Here is a 14,644-nt window from a genome sequence, read left to right on the forward strand (position 1 = left end):
GCCCAGGTGCCCGTCGGCGTAGCGCATGCGGCGCACCGGCTGCCCCTTCGACCCGCCCGCCGAACTCACCGCGCTGAGCGACGAGCCCGTGCGCCGCATGCGCTACGCCGACGGGCACCTGGGCCGGCTGGTCACCGGACACGCCGCGGCCCGCGCGGTCCTCGCCGACCCGCGCTTCAGCTCACGCTACGAATTCATGCACATGCCGGTGCCGGTGGAAGGAATGCCGGGGGAGTTACCGCCGGCACCGGTCGGCGACATCCTCGGCCTCGACGCCCCCGAGCACACCCGCTACCGGCGCCTGCTCACCGGCCGGTTCACCGTCCGCCGCATGCGTCGACTCACCGAGCAGGTCGAGCGGTTCACCGCCGAATGCCTGGACGCGATGGAACAGGCCGGACCCACGGCCGACCTGGTGGAGGCGTTCGCGCAGCCCGTGCCCGCGCTCATGATCTGCGAACTGCTCGGCGTGCCGTACACCGACCGGGAGCGCTTCCGGGACCAGGTGGCGACGCTCTTCGACCAGGCGGCCGACGTGGAGGCCAAGGGCGGGGCCTACGCGGAACTCATCCAGTACCTGGACGAACTGGTCCTCGCCAAGCGCGCCGAGCCCACCGACGACCTGCTCAGCGAGCTGACCGCCTCCGACCTCACCGACGAGGAACTGGCCGGAGTCGGTGGGATGCTGCTCGCCGCCGGACTCGACACCACCGCGAACATGCTCGGCCTCGGCACCTTCGCCCTGCTGAGCAACCCCGACCAACTGGCGGCCCTGCGCGCCGATCCCGAACTCGCCGGGCAGGCCGTGGAGGAGCTGCTGCGCTATCTCAGCGTGGCCGACCCGCTGGTGCGTTCGGCACGTGAGGACGTCGAGGTGGAGGGCCGGCTGATCAGGGCGGGCGAGACGGTGACCGTCTCCGTGCAGGCCGTCAACCGCGATCCGCGCAAGTTCCCCGACCCCGACCGGCTCGACATCCACCGCCGGGCCACCGGGCACCTGGCCTTCGGCCACGGCATCCACCAGTGCCTGGGCCAGCAGCTCGCCCGTGTCGAGATGACCGTCGCGTTCCCGGCGCTCCTCGCCCGCTTCCCGGGCCTGCGCCTCGCCGTGCCGCCGCAGGAGGTGCCGTTGCGGGACCGTGCCAACATCTACGGAGTGATCAGTCTGCCCGTCACCTGGGACGAGGAGTGACCCCATGAGCGATCCACGAGAACGACTGCGTCTCGACGTCGACCGAGACCGCTGCGTAGGCGCCGGAATGTGCGCCCTGACGGCTCCCGCGGTCTTCGATCAGGACGACGAGGAGGGCCTGGTGGTGCTCCTGCACCCCGTGCCGGACGACGGGGACCGGGCCGCCGCCCGGATGGCCGTCGGCCTCTGCCCCGCCGGAGCCATCACCCTCGACTCCCCGGAATCCACGGCCCCGTAGCGACCGCGGCACCCGCCCGGACCACCCGGACTGCGCGGCCCGCTCCCGACCCGAGAACCCCCGCACCGCGCGCCGGTGGGGGGCTCTCGTGTTTCACGGGTACGGGGCCGGCCGCCCGAGGAGCGGGCCGTGCTCCGTCCGCCGGTCAGTTCAGCATGTCGGCGAACATGCCGGGCTCGTACGAACCCCCGGGGTTGTTCACGATCACGTTCATCCGGGTGGCCGCGTTGATCAGGGCGATCAGACAGACCAGCGCACCGGTCTGGTCGTCGTCGTAGTGCTTGCGCACCTCGGCCCAGGTCTCGTCGGACACACCGCGGTCGCCGAGCCGGGTGCCCTCCTCGGCGAGCGCCAGCGCGGCCCGTTCGGCCTCGGTGAACACGGTGCTGTGGCGCCAGACGGCGACCAGGTTGAGCCGGAGCGCGGTCTCACCGGCGGCCGCGGCCTCCTTGGTGTGGGCGTCCACGCACAGGCCGCAGCCGTTGATCTGACCGACCCGCAACTGCACCAGTTCCTGGGTGGACTTGGGCAGCGTCGACTGCTCCAGGGGCAGGGCGGTGCCGTAGAACCGCTTGGCGATCTTCAAGGCGGTCGGGCTGGAGAACAGGTTGAAACGGGGTTCCATGGCTTCGGCCTCATTCGTGGTCTCGTGCGCTGCCGTACAGGACGAACACAAGACGCCGCCGCCCCGGTCCGTGTGACGGCATGTCGGTGTGATGTGTTCGACCGTCCGCGGGTGTCACAAGCCGGCGGGGACCGGTGTCCCGGGCGCGTGCGCGTACGGGCACGGGAGTTCCGGGTGCGAACGGGTACGGGCGGGAGCCGGCTTCAGGCGTCCGGGCCCCGGAGTTCGGCGCGCCGCAGGGCCGGGGCCGCGACGGCCAGCGCGGCCGCCAGCAGACCGATCGCACCGCACCCGGCGAAGAAGACGGCCGCTCCCCACAGTTGGGCGGTGATGCCCGCGACGGGGAAGAGGGCGGGGGCCAGGCCCAGGGTGCACAGCGTGGTGAGGGAGGTGACCCGGCCCAGGTACCGGGGATCCGTCTCCGCCTGGACCAGGGCGCCGGTGAGCGTCACCGAGGTGCCGCCGGCCAGGCCGATCAGAACGGTGAGGGCGACGGCGGACCACAGGGTCGGTGCCAGACCGAGGGCGGCCGTGGCCACGGCGGTGACCAGCAGTGCGACGACGACGCCCCGCCCGGCGCGGGCGACGCGCGGGAGAACGGTGAACCACAGGGCCGCGGCCCCCGCCCCGATGCTGAAGGCGCTCGCCATCCACCCCGTGCCGGAGGCGCCCCAGCCCCGTTCGTCCGCCAGCAGCACCAGCCCCAGGGCCACCGGACCGCTGAAGCACATCTCGCTCAGCCCGATCACCCCCGACAGCGGGGCGAGCAGCCGGTGGCGGCGCACGTAGCGCAGACCGGCGCCCAACTCCTGCCGGGTCGTGTGGCGTTCGGGGGCGGTCGGAGCCGGTACGGGGGCGATGCGGACGGTGAGAAGAAGGACGAGCGACGCGGCGAAGAGGGCCCCTGCGGCGGCGAAGGCGCCACCGGCGCCACCGGCCGCCAGCACGATGCCGCCCGCGGCGGGGCCGAGGGAGTTGCTCAGCCGGACCGACAGCCCCCGCATGCCCTGGAGGCGGGCGAGCTGGTCCCGTGTCGTGATGCGGGGCGGGAACGCGCCCACGGCGGGCATGAACACCGCGTCCACCACGCCGAAGACCAGGGCGAGCGGGACCAGCAGCCACGGTCCCGGCGCCGCCGACACCAGCACGGCGGCCGACACCAGGATGACCAGACAGCGGGTGGCGTCACTGGCCACGGCGACCCGCCGGGGACCGAACCGGTCGGCCACCACGCCTCCGACGAGCATGAGCACCGCCCGGGGGAGGGCTCCGGCCGCGACCACCAGGCCCGCCTGCGACGGGCCGACGGTGCGGGTGGCGGTCCAGGACAGCGCCAGGAAGTAGATCACGTCGCCGGTGACCGACGCGGTGTACGCCGCGACCCAGCGCAGCACGTTGCCGTCCCGGTGCGCGGGCCGGGGCACGGTCGTGGCGGGACCGGTCATGAACCGGCGGACCGCGGCGGTACCGTGCCCGGCACCGGGAACGCCTGCACCTGCACCGCCACCGGTACGAGTTCCTCGGCGTCCCGGTCCGCGGCCTGCCGGTACCGGGAGATCACCGCGAAGACCTCGTCGCGCATCCGGGCGACGTCCTTCGGGGCCAGCCGCAGGACGAAGTCACCGAACGTGCTGACCTCGAACCACTCCTCGGGCAGCGACGGCACCTCCTGAGCCGCCGCCCGCAGGCGCTCCGTGCAGGCGAGGGCCACGGCGTGCGCGTAGGCACGCCCGGCCTCCTGCCGTTCCGGAGCGGCGGCGGACGCCGGATCGTGGACGGACTGGCGGTGGGCGGCCCGCCACCACCGCTCACGCCCGGTGCCGCGCCCCGGTTCCTCCACGATGAGCCCGCCCGCCGCCAGCCGGCGCAGGTGATAGCTCGCGGCCCCGGGATTGATGCCGAGCTCACCGGCCACCTTGGTCGCGGTCGACGGGCCGCGCTGACGCAGCAGCGCGAGCACGTTGATCCGCAGGGGGTGGGCCAGCACCCGCAGAGCGGCGGTGTCCAGCTCGACGTCCGATTCCGCCGGGAGCCGGTCGGGCGGGTCGGCAGGGGAAGCGGCGGGGGAACCTGCGGGGGAAGCGGTCATGCGCGCCAAGATAGACCTACAACACTTCTTTCGAAAGAGTTGTTGTGAACAACCCCGGCCCCGACCGCGACGGACGGCATGTGCTGTACCGGAGGAGCACGCTCGGCGACCGGCTCGTGAGCACCGCGGCCGGGCCGTCCGGTCCGTGAGCGGCCGAGGCTCCCGACAGGGCTCCTCCGGCCCCGGGGAACATCGGTACAGCGGTCGACGCCAAGCCGGTGATCTTGTTCGGGCCGGAGATCCGAGGCCGGTGACGCGGTTCTCGTCCTCGCGCCGGGCCTTGCGCCGGTCCGGACCGACCGCCAGGTCCGCCGCAGTGGTCTGTGCACATTGTGCTGGATGCGCGAGAGCGAGCCCGACATCCTCTTCCGCGGCGGTGGCCGATGCCGCAACTTCACCCGGCTTCTCCAACTGCTCGTGTGACCAGTCCGCGGCCGTGCAGTCGAAGCGGCGCCCGAAGCCACCTCTTACGGCTTCGGGCGCCCGCGCTGCTCACTCCCCGTCGCCCACGCACTCTCAGCCGAGGAGTGTCGTCAGGATCAGTTCGTAGAAGACGAGGTAGGCCAGCAGCGAAAAGGGAATGGCGGTCAGGAGGGTCAGCGCGCGTTCTCTGTGGGTGCGGCCCATGAGCAGGGGTACGAGGACCAGAACGGCGAGGCAGGCCCATGCCTGGGGGGCGTAGTGCAGAACCCAGGCGTAGTGGATGGCCTCCGTGCCGAAAACGCCCGCCAGGGCGGCAAGGCCGATGACGCGGTGGCGCGGGCTGATGCCTCGCCATCCGAAGCCCGCCGCCCCGAAGAGGGGGCCGGCGATGAACGCCATGCCGAGCCAGACGAGGGGAGCGAACAGGGAGCCCATGCCGTCGCGCGCGACCTCCGCATAGCCGTAGTAGCCGACGACGAGACCGGACTCGGCGAACAGGCCCGCGACGACGGCCGCGGGCAAGCCGACCTTCCGGGCCGACAGCGCGCCCGCGGCGAACGCGGCGACGGACCAGACCGCACCGGAGTTGGCGATCTGATTCCACGCACCCGGAAGCCAGCCCTGGACCAGGTTGGTCAGGACGCCGAGAAGGATTCCTCCGGCGAATGCCGACGCCGTTGCGTAGGCCCAGGCCCTTCCGCTCGTATCGGGTCTCGTATCGGGTACTGAGGCGATGACCGGGGACGCGCTCATGGTGGTGCTCACTATCTCTGTCGAGGGCCGCATGGCTCACACTTCTTGGTGCAGTTGTAAGGATGCGTGGTGCCCACGGTGCGTTCCCGTGACCTGCTCCATCCCGGCCCCTCGGTGTGCTCCACGCCCGTCCGTGCAGGAACGTGCGGAACCGTCGCGCCCGCTCCGCGGAGCGAAACCGAGCCGGCCGTGGTCCCCGCGCCGCCCTCCACCTTCCTAGTCAAATTTGATTAGAGTGGGGGCATGAGCGAGAAGATGATTCCGATCCTGCCGTGCCGGGACCTTCGGCCCGTCCTCGACTTCTACGCCGCCCTCGGCTTCGAGACGACCTTCCAGCAGCGGAGCCCCAACCCCTACGCGGTCGTGCGGCGCGGCGGCATCGAGCTCCACTTCTTCGGGATGAAGCAGTACGACCCGGCCGGTTCGTACAGCACGTGTCTCGTCGCGACCGAGGACGTCGACGGGTTGCACGAGGAGTTCCGGGCCGGTCTCAAGGCCGCGTACGGGAGGGTGCCGGTCCGGGGGCTGCCGCGTATCGGGCCGCTGAAGGACATGTCCTACGGCGTGCGGCAGTTCCTCATGACCGACCCGGGCGGCAACTGCGTCCGCGTGGTCCGGCGGACGAGTGAGGACCTGCACCATCGGCCCGCGCCCGCGGGTACTTTCGCCCGTGCCCTGCACCACGCGTCCCTCCTCGCGGACTCGAAGGAGGACCTGGCGGGGGCCGCGCGGGTCATCGACCGTGCGCTGGGCGCCGAGGGCGAGGAGCCGACGCGTGTGCAACTCCTCCAACTCCTCGTGCTGCGCGCGGATGTCGCCGGACGTCTCGGCGACGAGGAGGCGGCGGCGTCCGCGCTCGTCCGGGCCTCGGAGGTCCGTCTCGCCGCCGAGGAGCGGGACCGGGCCCGGGACTCCCTCGCGCGCCTGGAGGAACTGCGTGCCGCGGCCCGGCCGTGAACCGGCCGCCCGCCGAAGCCCGTTGAACCGGAGGGCCGGCCCCCTGCTGCCCCGCCCCTGCCCGGCCTGATCCGTGCCGTGCTGATCCGTGCCGTGCCGTGCTTCGCCGGAGGGAACGGTCCCGCCCCGAGGGGGGACGTGCGCCCGCGCGAGGCGCGGCGCGGGCTGCGGACCGGGGTGCCGGGGCGGTAGGGGATCCTGTGCTCGAGCCCGTTTTCGCCTGTGGAAACAAACCGTTGTGTTGTTTTCCCCTGCGCGTCGATGGCTCGCGATCGGGCATATGCCCTGTTCATTCTCGCCTTCTGATGGGTGTTCGGGTACCTCGGGTGAGGTCGTGGCCCGAAGTCGGGGCGCTTTCATTGCAAAGAACCGTCCAACCGGTATATTTATCGACCGGGGGAGGAGCCCGGTGTTCCGAAGGGAACGCGGCTCTCCTCCGCGTTTCCGTATGCGGTCCGTTGACGACCAGGAGCGTGGGGACGCTCCGGGCGGAAAAAGGGGGAGCCCAGATGGCAGGCCGGACGCACGCACAGGTGATGGTGGTCGGAGGAGGCCCGGTCGGCATGCTCGTCGCGGCCGAGCTGGCCGCGCAGGGGGTGGACACCCTGGTCCTGGAGGCGGAGGCCGCCACCTCGGAACGGCCCAGGGCCACCACGCTCCACGCGCGGGCGGTGCAATGCCTGGCCAGGCGCGGTTACTTCTTCGCGCCGGAGCCGCGTCCCGCGGGCGGCGCTACCACCATGCCCTTCCACTTCGCGGGCATCCCGGGCCTGTCCATCACCGCCCCGGGGACGGAACCCGTCCCGATCCTGAAGGCCCCCCAGGCCGAACTGGAGCGGCTCTTCGAGAGCAGGGCGCGGGCCAACGGCGTCCGGGTGCTGCGCGAGCACCGGGTGACGGACATGACGCAGGACCGGGACGGCGTGCTGGTCACCGCGCGGAGCCCGCAGGGGTGCCGGTCGTTCGCCGTCGCGTACGTGGTGGGGGCGGACGGGGCCCGCAGCACGGTCCGCGAGGCGGCGGGGATCGCCTCCGAGGTCGGCCCGCCGACCATGTCCGCGCTGACGGGCCTGGTCCGCATCCCGGACCCGCGGGCCGTCCCGGTGGGCTGGCACCGTACGCCCAGGGGCTGGCTCATCGCCAAGAAGGGCCCCGACGGACGCACCCTGGTCCACACGCTCACCGAAGGGGATGCCTCGGACGACCGTCATCTGCCGCTCACCCTGGCTGAGTTGAGCGAGAAGGCGGCGTGGGTCGCCGGGCGCGACATCGAGATGACCGACCCCCGCTGGCTCGGCCGGTTCAGCGACTACACCCGGCTGGCCAGGACCTACCGCGCGGGACGGTTCCTCCTGGCCGGGGACGCCGCGCACGTGCACTTCCCGATCGGCGGCCAGGGCCTGAGCACGGGGGTGCTGGACGCCCTCGACCTCAGCTGGAAACTCGGCCTCGTGGCACGGGGCGCCGCGGACGACGGACTGCTCGACACCTACGGCCCGGAGCGCCGGCCCGCCGCCCGGCGGGTCATCGACAACACCCGTGCCCAGGTCGCGCTGATGCGCCCCGGCACCGAGACCGACTCCTTGCGGGCGCTGCTCGCCGGACTCCTGGAGTCGGGCCGCGGCAACGACTTCCTGAGCGCGATGATCAGTGCCCAGGACACCGTCCTCCCGTCGGGCCCCCGCCGCCGCTACCGCTCGCTGCGGGAAGGCACCTTCCTCGACAACATCGAACTGACCACGGCCCAGGGCCCGTCGGACGTGATCGGACTGTTGGGCAGGAGCGGCAAACCGCTTCTGCTGCTCCTCGGCGAGGGCGGCGGGAGCTGCGCGGACACGGCACGCGCCTGGGCCCGGTCCCTGCACGTGGTGCACTGCGCGCCGACGGACGCCCTGCCGTACGACGCCCTGCTCGTACGCCCCGACGGGTACATCGCCTGGGCCCCGGACGGCGGCGAACCACTGGACGACGCCCTGGTGTCGCTGTTCGGCACGGAGGCGGGGAGGGGAACGGGGGCGGACACGGGCACCTGCCCGGAGGCGCTTTCCGCCCCGGCCCCGGTGCCCGCCGGGACCGGCCGCCGCTGACGCCCCGGGTCCCATCGGGGCGCCCGGGGACATTCCGGTACCACTGACGTGATGTGCACCACTTCCGGAGTGCTTCGGATCGGGCGTGCACGATCATGACCGGAATGGACGCTCGTTTTCTTGGCATCACCGAGCTGACCGAGACCCCCTCCGTGGCGGTCGTGGTCGACGTCATGCGCGCTTGCACCGTTGCCGCCTGGGCCTTCGCCCGGGGGGCGGAGAAGATCGTGCTCGCCGAGTCGCTGGACGAGGCCCTGGCGCTCAAGGCCCGCCACCCGGACTGGGTGGCGCTCAAGGACGGCCCGCCCGCGCCCGGGTTCGACGCCGTCAACTCGCCGGGTCTGCTGCGGTCCGTCGACCTCGGCGGACGGACCGTCGTGCAGAAGACCACGGCGGGGACGGTCGGTGCCCTCGCGGTCAAGGAGGCGTCGCTGGTGCTGTGCGCCGGCTTCGTGGTGGCGGAGGCGACCGCCCGGCTCCTGCGGGCACGTGGGGGCGACAGCGTCACGTACGTGGTCACCGGCGAGGACGGGCGGGCCGACGAGGATCTGGCGTGCGCCCAGTACATCGCCCGGCGGGCCGCCGGGGCCGAGGCGGAGGCCGCCGGGTTCCTCCGCCGTGCCGCCGGGTCGCGCGCCGCCACCGAGCTCGCGGAGGGGGTGCGTCAGGGAGCCCATCCCGACGACGTCGCACTCTGTCTCGAACTCGACCGGTTTCCCTTCGCCATGGTGGCGGAACCGGAGGGTCCGCTCATGGTTCTGCGCTCGTGCGCCGTGCCTTCGACGGCCGACGACGCCGTCTCCTGACAGGCGGGAGCCCGGCCGGGATACTGGGGTCATGCAGTTCATCGCCTTCATGACCCTGCCCGGACTGGTCATCGTGCTGACCCTGCTGGCCTTCGTCGACCAACTGCTGCTGCGCGCGGGCCGGGCCGGAGTGCTGCCGTGGCGGAACGGCGCACGTCAGGGGCAGATATCGGCGACCGGGTTCGAGCAGCTGCACGCGAGCCTCTCGCCGGGCAAGCAGAACGAGCTGAAGGAGCGGCAGTCGGCGCTGATCATGCCGGACAATGAGGACGACGGCGCTCCGCCGCACAGGACGACGGTGGACCTGACCGCGGGAACGGCGGTCGTACGGTTGCCGCGCGCCGGGCGGTAGACGCAACGTCCGACCCGCGTCCGTACTGCCGGTTCCCGGCCCGACCCGAACCGGTCAGGGCCCCGGCCGCTCGCGCTCGGAGAATCGGAGAACTCGAATGACCTTGAACCCGGTCCCCGTGGACCGTGAACCGGCTGCCGGGGCCGTCCTCCTGACCGGCATCCCCGGAAGCGGGAAGTCGACGGTGGCCGCCGCACTGGCCGCCCGGCTCCGGATGTCGGCCCACATCGAGGTGGACGGGCTCCAGGAGATGATCGTCAGCGGTGGGCAGTGGCCCTCGCCCGCCGCGAACGCGGAGGCCGACCGGCAGATATTCCTGCGGGCCCGGAACGCGTGCCTTCTGGCGGACAGCTTCGCGCGGGCCGGTTTCGTCCCGGTGCTCGACGACGTCGTGGTCCGCCGTTCCCACCTCGACTTCTACCGTACGACGTCGGCGACGGCGCCGTTCCACGTCGTCGTCCTGGCCCCCGGCCCGGCCGTCGCGCGGCAGCGCAACCGGACACGGGAGAAGGCCCTGAGCACGGACTGGTCGCCGCTGGACGAGGCGATGCGCTCCGAGCTCGGACAGCAGGGAACCTGGATCGACAACGCCGCGCAGACGATCGACGAGACGGTCGAGGCGATCCTGTCCGTGACCGGTCTGCCCTCCGGCTCCGAAACCGATCAGCCGCTGCGCCGATCGCCCGGCGGTGCGCGCGTGGGGGCCGCCGGCCCCGCGGCGGGACCGCCCCCCGTGCGCCCCCGCCGCTGAACTCCGTTGATCGGACGGGCAGTTCCCCGGGGCCTTCGTGAGGAGAAGCCCCAGGGCCCGTCCGTCCCGAACCGCCGGTCAGGCCCCGGCCGCCTTCGACCGACCGGTTCTGACCGACCGGTCCTGGTCGACCATTTCCGATTGACCATTTCTGATCGACCGGTCCCGACCGGTCGGTCCTATCCGACCGGGACGCCGACCTTCTCGTCGAGCGATTCGGTCAGCTCGGTGAAGACCGTCAGGCCCCGGGCGTGGGAGAGGTCCACCGACGCGAGCACGGACGCCAGCACCACATTGGGCAGCAGATGGCGGAGCAGGGAGCAGACCCGGTCGTCCAGATCCCGGTAGTTGCTGAGCGCCTGGGACATCGCCTGGACGCCGGCGAAACTGCCCACCAGCACGTCCGAGGTCTCATGGGGCACGATGTGGGGGAGGAGCTCCCCCTGGGCCTGCGCCTTCTCCAGGAGCTCCCGCATGACCTGGCCCCAGTTCAGGAAGGGGGCGCTGCGGTCGAGGTCCTGCGCCTGCTGGTCCAGGGACAGTCTGACACCGGCGCGGACCATGGGGTCCGTCTGCAACCGGTGGGCGTGCAGCATGATGACGTCCACGACCTCCTGCGTCTTGCAGGCCCGATCGGGAACGGCCAGTCGCTGGTCCTGCTCGCTGAGCACCCCCTGGGCCAGCTCTTCCTTGGACTGGAAGTGGAAGTACAGGGCCCCCTTCGTCACTCCCGCCTCGGCGAGTATCTCGGTGATCGTGGCCGCCTGGTAACCGTGCAGCTCAAACACCTTGGCCGCTGCAGACAGGATCGTCTGACGTGTACGGATGGCTCGATCCTGCTTCGCCACTCTCGCCTCCTTCACCTACGTGGTCGATGTATCTGACGTTCCGCCGTACCTCATGAAAAAAACCGGCTAGTTTGTATCTTACAGTGATCGGCGCCCACAGCGAATGGGGGAACGGCATGATCGAGACGGATGGCGGGGCCGACGGCACCCGGAACCGCGGTATCGGGGCCGGCCTTCCGGGCCGCACCGGAAGGCCGGGACGGGGAACGGGGGAGCGATGATTCTGGTGACCGGTGCGACCGGAACGGTCGGCGGGGAAGTGGTCCGTTCCTTCCCGGCGGGCACGCCACTGCGCCTCATGACCAGGAAACCCGCGCAGGTCACGGGGGTTCGGCCCGGGGTGGAGGTCGTGGCCGGGGACTACGCCGATCCCGGCTCGCTGGCCCGGGTGCTGCGAGGGGTGCGCGGCGCCTTCCTCGTCACGAACCGGGTCGGCGGTGACGACGACGCCGTCTTCCTCCGGGCCGCGCGGACGGCGGGTGTGCGCCATGTGGTGAAACTCTCCGCGGCCGCGGTCGCCGACGAGCGGGCCGACGACCTGATCACGCGCTGGCAACGCACCAACGAGGACCTCCTGCGGGGGTCCGGGATGGACTGGACCCTGCTGCGGCCCCGCTCGTTCATGTCCAACTGCCTGTCATGGGCGGGGTCGATCCGCTCCGAACGGGTCGTACGGGCGCTGTACGGAACCTCGGCGAACGCGTGTGTCGATCCGCGCGACATCGCGGAGGTGGCGGTGCGCGCACTCACCGACGAGGGGCACCGCGGCGCGGTCCACACCCTGACCGGGCCGGAGGCGATCAGTGCGGTGGAGCAGACGGACCGCCTCGCGCGGGCGCTCGGGGTGCCGTTGCGCTTCGAGGAACTGGAGCCGGAGCAGGCGCGGGCCGCGCTGCTGCGCCGGTACCCGGAGGAACTGGCGGACGCGCTGCTCGGCAGCGCGCGGCGGCAGCGCGACGGGGCCAAGGCGGCGGTGGGCGGCGGGGTCTCCGAGGTGACGGGCCGTCCGGCCAGGTCGTTCGACGAGTGGGCCGGGGACCATGTGACCGCCTTCGCCCCCGAGGCGTCCTCGTGAGGGCGAAGACGGTCACATGACCGGATCAGCCTTTGTGCGACAGGACCTTCACGGTGGAGGTGAACACCAGCTCCCCGTCCTGGTGGCCGGTCACCAGGACCGACTGCTCGCCACCGGCCGCGTCGGGCAGGGGCTGTGCCTGGATCATGCAGGGCGTGTCCAGTTCGGCGTACCGGTGGAACTCGCTCGCGATGTCCACGGGGAGCACCGCGGAACCCTCGCAGGTCGCCGCCGCCGCCTGCCGGGCGGCTTCGAGGAGCACCATGCCGGGGACGTGGTCGACCGGGTGGTCGAAGAGCACGTGGTGCCGGGTGTCGGCCCTGAGCTGCCAGCGGTTCGTCTCGCCGACGGGGGAGAGCACCACGTCGATGGGTGACATGCGGCCGACGCTCTGGGGCGAGGCGGGGGCCGTGAGGGCGAGCCGGGGCGGTCCGTCGGGGGTGCTGCGGTTGCCGCGCAGCCTCCGGTACACCGCCGGGGTGGTGCAGGTGTAGGAGGCGCTCCCGGTCACGGCCGGCCGGCCGTCGCGGTGGACCACCGCCTCGTAGCGCAGCCCGGTCAGCGCGCCGCCGCGCTGCTTGACCTCGGTGCAGGTGATGTCGATGTCGAGCGAGGCGGGCGTGTCGCCGATGAGCATCTGGTCCGGCTCGACCGCGTACCGGAGGTCCCACATCAGGAAGTGGTGGCCGAGGGGGACGCCGAACTCCGCGTGTGCGAGCAGCGAACCCACCTGACGGATCGTCTCCGCCGCCAGCAGCGGGTCGTGGTGGGCGCCGATGGGACTGAAGAAGCTGTGGCCGCGGGGCCACTGGGCCGTCACCTTGAAGTGGGTGTCGTCCTCGCGCTTCCAGTCGGTGAGCATGACTTCGGCGACGGCCGCCCGGTGGACGAACTCCTTGGGAACGGTGGTCGTCAGCGACGGGAAGCGGAACAGCGGAGGCGCGATCGGTGCGGCCGGCAGGCCGTCCCGTACGGGCGCCTCGTGCGTGACCGGTCCGGCAGGCTGGATCGTTGTCGCAGTCATCTATCCCCCAAAACCACGGTGACGAGAGCTCGTTGAGCCCCTCGCGGGACACCAAAGATACATACCACCCGGTTTAATTTCCAGCGTTCTGCCACGTCCGCCGGAACCAAAACCGCAAGATCTATTTTCCCTCAGGGCGCCCCTCCGCCCGCCTGCGGGCGGGCGCGTCGAGTGGATCTCGACCGGATTTCGACCCTGCTGCTTCACGGTGTCCTGACGGCTGAGGGGGTCTTCGTGAGTGGATTTCGCCGTGGGGCGACCGAGGTGGTGCGGGTGGAGCGAGGTAACCCGAATCGGGATGAACTGGATGCCCTGACCAAGGCTTTGCTCTCCGTACTCACCAGAAACCGGGACAGAGCGCATGCGCGCGGGAGTGGTCCGGAGGGTCGGCCCGCCGCGTGGGGGCGGTGGGAGCGGGCGCCGTATCGGGCTCCGCGCAGCTGGCGATAGCTGTCACGTGCGGAGATGGTGTGAGGAGGGCCGCCCGCGAGCAGAAAACCGCGCAACTGGTTTGTTATTCTGGGATCGATGTCGGAAGGCGATGTGGAGAGGGGCTGGGGCATGCCGGTGAGTACAGCTGTCGGGCCGGGCGAGCCGGCCGACACCCGTGGCCGGGTGGCCGAGCTGCTGGCGCTGCGCGAGCAGGCCCGTCGTGGACCGAGTGACCGGGCGACCGAGGCGCAGCACGCCAAGGGGAAGCTGACGGCGCGTGAGCGGATCGGTCTGCTGCTGGATGCGGGTTCGTTCCGTGAGGTCGAGCAGTTGCGCCGGCACCGGGCGACGGGTTTCGGTCTGGAGGAGAAGAAGCCCTACACCGACGGTGTGGTCACCGGCTGGGGGACGGTGGAGGGGCGCACGGTCTTCGTGTATGCGCACGACTTCCGGATCTTCGGCGGCGCGCTGGGCGAGGCGCACGCCACGAAGATCCACAAGATCATGGACATGGCGATCGCGGCGGGTGCGCCGCTGGTGTCGCTGAACGACGGTGCCGGTGCCCGTATCCAGGAGGGCGTCTCGGCGCTGGCCGGCTACGGCGGGATCTTCCAGCGCAACACGAGGGCCTCGGGCGTGATCCCGCAGATCAGCGTGATGCTCGGCCCCTGCGCGGGCGGCGCCGCCTACAGTCCCGCGCTGACGGACTTCGTGTTCATGGTCCGTGAGACCTCGCAGATGTTCATCACCGGCCCGGACGTCGTCAAGGCGGTCACGGGCGAGGAGATCACCCAGAACGGCCTGGGCGGCGCCGACGTCCACGCCGAGACCTCCGGCGTCGCACACTTCGCGTACGACGACGAGGAGACCTGCATCGCCGAGGTCCGCTACCTCATCGGCATGCTCCCCTCCAACAACCGCGAGAACCCGCCCACCGTCCCCAGCGACGACCCCGCCGACCGACGAGGCGACACCCTCCTCGACCTGGTCCC

The 14,644-nt window shown here is 71.7% G+C and carries 16 protein-coding genes; 10 read left to right on the forward strand and 6 right to left on the reverse strand.

The window, feature by feature from the left end:
- Positions 1-25: 25 nt before the first annotated feature.
- Together EAO76_RS32360 and EAO76_RS32365 are read left to right on the forward strand one after the other, a co-directional pair.
- Positions 26-1,192 carry a cytochrome P450 gene (locus EAO76_RS32360; protein ID WP_148839478.1) on the forward strand — a complete coding sequence of 389 codons (1,167 nt, stop codon included), beginning with the start codon at positions 26-28 and terminating at the stop codon, positions 1,190-1,192.
- Between the two features lie 4 nt (positions 1,193-1,196).
- Positions 1,197-1,430, forward strand: coding sequence for a ferredoxin (locus EAO76_RS32365; protein ID WP_187438859.1), 234 nt, complete (start codon positions 1,197-1,199; stop codon positions 1,428-1,430).
- A 145-nt stretch (positions 1,431-1,575) separates the two neighbouring features.
- Here the strand turns inward: EAO76_RS32365 and EAO76_RS32370 are convergent, their stop codons facing one another.
- From EAO76_RS32370 to EAO76_RS32385, 4 genes are all read right to left on the reverse strand, one after another.
- The gene (locus tag EAO76_RS32370) at positions 1,576-2,055 is read right to left on the reverse strand and encodes a carboxymuconolactone decarboxylase family protein (RefSeq protein ID WP_148839480.1); all 480 of its coding nucleotides are present in this window, start codon (positions 2,053-2,055) and stop codon (positions 1,576-1,578) included.
- Positions 2,056-2,258: 203 nt separating this feature from the next.
- Positions 2,259-3,500 (reverse strand): MFS transporter, encoded by a 1,242-nt coding sequence (locus EAO76_RS32375; RefSeq protein ID WP_148839482.1) that lies wholly within the window; start codon positions 3,498-3,500, stop codon positions 2,259-2,261.
- The gene (locus EAO76_RS32380) at positions 3,497-4,144 is read right to left on the reverse strand and encodes a transcriptional regulator (protein ID WP_148839484.1); all 648 of its coding nucleotides are present in this window, start codon (positions 4,142-4,144) and stop codon (positions 3,497-3,499) included. The genes EAO76_RS32375 and EAO76_RS32380 overlap by 4 nt, the downstream gene beginning before the upstream one ends.
- Positions 4,145-4,660: 516 nt before the next feature.
- Positions 4,661-5,353, reverse strand: a complete 693-nt coding sequence (locus EAO76_RS32385) for a DUF6518 family protein (protein WP_262375864.1) — start codon at positions 5,351-5,353, stop codon at positions 4,661-4,663.
- A 210-nt stretch (positions 5,354-5,563) separates the two neighbouring features.
- Between EAO76_RS32385 and EAO76_RS32390 the strand changes: the two genes are divergently transcribed.
- From EAO76_RS32390 to EAO76_RS32410, 5 genes are all read left to right on the forward strand, one after another.
- Complete coding sequence (locus EAO76_RS32390; RefSeq protein WP_148839486.1) at positions 5,564-6,277, forward strand: VOC family protein; 714 nt, start codon at positions 5,564-5,566, stop codon at positions 6,275-6,277.
- A gap of 509 nt (positions 6,278-6,786) precedes the next feature.
- Positions 6,787-8,364 (forward strand): FAD-dependent monooxygenase, encoded by a 1,578-nt coding sequence (locus EAO76_RS32395; RefSeq protein WP_148839488.1) that lies wholly within the window; start codon positions 6,787-6,789, stop codon positions 8,362-8,364.
- Positions 8,365-8,468: 104 nt separating this feature from the next.
- On the forward strand, positions 8,469-9,170 hold the full coding sequence (locus EAO76_RS32400; RefSeq protein WP_148839490.1) for a 2-phosphosulfolactate phosphatase: 702 nt from the start codon (positions 8,469-8,471) through the stop codon (positions 9,168-9,170).
- A 31-nt stretch (positions 9,171-9,201) separates the two neighbouring features.
- On the forward strand, positions 9,202-9,522 hold the full coding sequence (locus tag EAO76_RS32405) for a DUF6191 domain-containing protein (RefSeq protein ID WP_148839492.1): 321 nt from the start codon (positions 9,202-9,204) through the stop codon (positions 9,520-9,522).
- Positions 9,523-9,619: 97 nt separating this feature from the next.
- Positions 9,620-10,273 (forward strand): AAA family ATPase, encoded by a 654-nt coding sequence (locus EAO76_RS32410; RefSeq protein ID WP_148839494.1) that lies wholly within the window; start codon positions 9,620-9,622, stop codon positions 10,271-10,273.
- A 179-nt stretch (positions 10,274-10,452) separates the two neighbouring features.
- Here the strand turns inward: EAO76_RS32410 and EAO76_RS32415 are convergent, their stop codons facing one another.
- Positions 10,453-11,121 carry a ScbR family autoregulator-binding transcription factor gene (locus tag EAO76_RS32415; RefSeq protein ID WP_148839496.1) on the reverse strand — a complete coding sequence of 223 codons (669 nt, stop codon included), beginning with the start codon at positions 11,119-11,121 and terminating at the stop codon, positions 10,453-10,455.
- A 217-nt stretch (positions 11,122-11,338) separates the two neighbouring features.
- Here EAO76_RS32415 and EAO76_RS32420 point away from each other — a divergent pair, with 217 nt between their 5' ends.
- Positions 11,339-12,196, forward strand: coding sequence for an SDR family oxidoreductase (locus EAO76_RS32420; RefSeq protein ID WP_148839498.1), 858 nt, complete (start codon positions 11,339-11,341; stop codon positions 12,194-12,196).
- A 25-nt stretch (positions 12,197-12,221) separates the two neighbouring features.
- On the opposite strand, the gene EAO76_RS32425 is transcribed toward EAO76_RS32420, so the two are convergent.
- Positions 12,222-13,220, reverse strand: coding sequence for a ScbA/BarX family gamma-butyrolactone biosynthesis protein (locus EAO76_RS32425; protein WP_148839500.1), 999 nt, complete (start codon positions 13,218-13,220; stop codon positions 12,222-12,224).
- Between the two features lie 273 nt (positions 13,221-13,493).
- On the opposite strand from EAO76_RS32425, the gene EAO76_RS32430 reads away from it, so the two are divergent.
- Together EAO76_RS32430 and EAO76_RS32435 are read left to right on the forward strand one after the other, a co-directional pair.
- A complete protein-coding gene (locus tag EAO76_RS32430) occupies positions 13,494-13,670 on the forward strand; it encodes a hypothetical protein (protein ID WP_262376031.1) in 177 nt (58 codons plus the stop codon).
- Between the two features lie 117 nt (positions 13,671-13,787).
- Positions 13,788-14,644 (forward strand): carboxyl transferase domain-containing protein (locus tag EAO76_RS32435; RefSeq protein WP_316248384.1); only part of this gene is annotated, 857 nt, incomplete at its 3' end.

It is taken from the genome of Streptomyces sp. sk2.1 (genome assembly GCF_008120935.1).
In the GTDB taxonomy this organism is placed as follows: Bacteria; Actinomycetota; Actinomycetes; order Streptomycetales; family Streptomycetaceae; genus Streptomyces.

What these genes read in the sequence shown, in the direction of transcription:
- EAO76_RS32360 (WP_148839478.1), top strand. Translation starts at nt 26, where the DNA reads ATGCGGCGCACCGGCTGCCCCTTCGACCCGCCCGCCGAACTCACCGCG.
- EAO76_RS32365 (WP_187438859.1), top strand. Translation starts at nt 1,197, where the DNA reads ATGAGCGATCCACGAGAACGACTGCGTCTCGACGTCGACCGAGACCGC.
- EAO76_RS32370 (WP_148839480.1), bottom strand. Translation starts at nt 2,055, where the DNA reads ATGGAACCCCGTTTCAACCTGTTCTCCAGCCCGACCGCCTTGAAGATC.
- EAO76_RS32375 (WP_148839482.1), bottom strand. Translation starts at nt 3,500, where the DNA reads ATGACCGGTCCCGCCACGACCGTGCCCCGGCCCGCGCACCGGGACGGC.
- EAO76_RS32380 (WP_148839484.1), bottom strand. Translation starts at nt 4,144, where the DNA reads ATGACCGCTTCCCCCGCAGGTTCCCCCGCCGCTTCCCCTGCCGACCCG.
- EAO76_RS32385 (WP_262375864.1), bottom strand. Translation starts at nt 5,353, where the DNA reads ATGCGGCCCTCGACAGAGATAGTGAGCACCACCATGAGCGCGTCCCCG.
- EAO76_RS32390 (WP_148839486.1), top strand. Translation starts at nt 5,564, where the DNA reads ATGAGCGAGAAGATGATTCCGATCCTGCCGTGCCGGGACCTTCGGCCC.
- EAO76_RS32395 (WP_148839488.1), top strand. Translation starts at nt 6,787, where the DNA reads ATGGCAGGCCGGACGCACGCACAGGTGATGGTGGTCGGAGGAGGCCCG.
- EAO76_RS32400 (WP_148839490.1), top strand. Translation starts at nt 8,469, where the DNA reads ATGGACGCTCGTTTTCTTGGCATCACCGAGCTGACCGAGACCCCCTCC.
- EAO76_RS32405 (WP_148839492.1), top strand. Translation starts at nt 9,202, where the DNA reads ATGCAGTTCATCGCCTTCATGACCCTGCCCGGACTGGTCATCGTGCTG.
- EAO76_RS32410 (WP_148839494.1), top strand. Translation starts at nt 9,620, where the DNA reads ATGACCTTGAACCCGGTCCCCGTGGACCGTGAACCGGCTGCCGGGGCC.
- EAO76_RS32420 (WP_148839498.1), top strand. Translation starts at nt 11,339, where the DNA reads ATGATTCTGGTGACCGGTGCGACCGGAACGGTCGGCGGGGAAGTGGTC.
- EAO76_RS32425 (WP_148839500.1), bottom strand. Translation starts at nt 13,220, where the DNA reads ATGACTGCGACAACGATCCAGCCTGCCGGACCGGTCACGCACGAGGCG.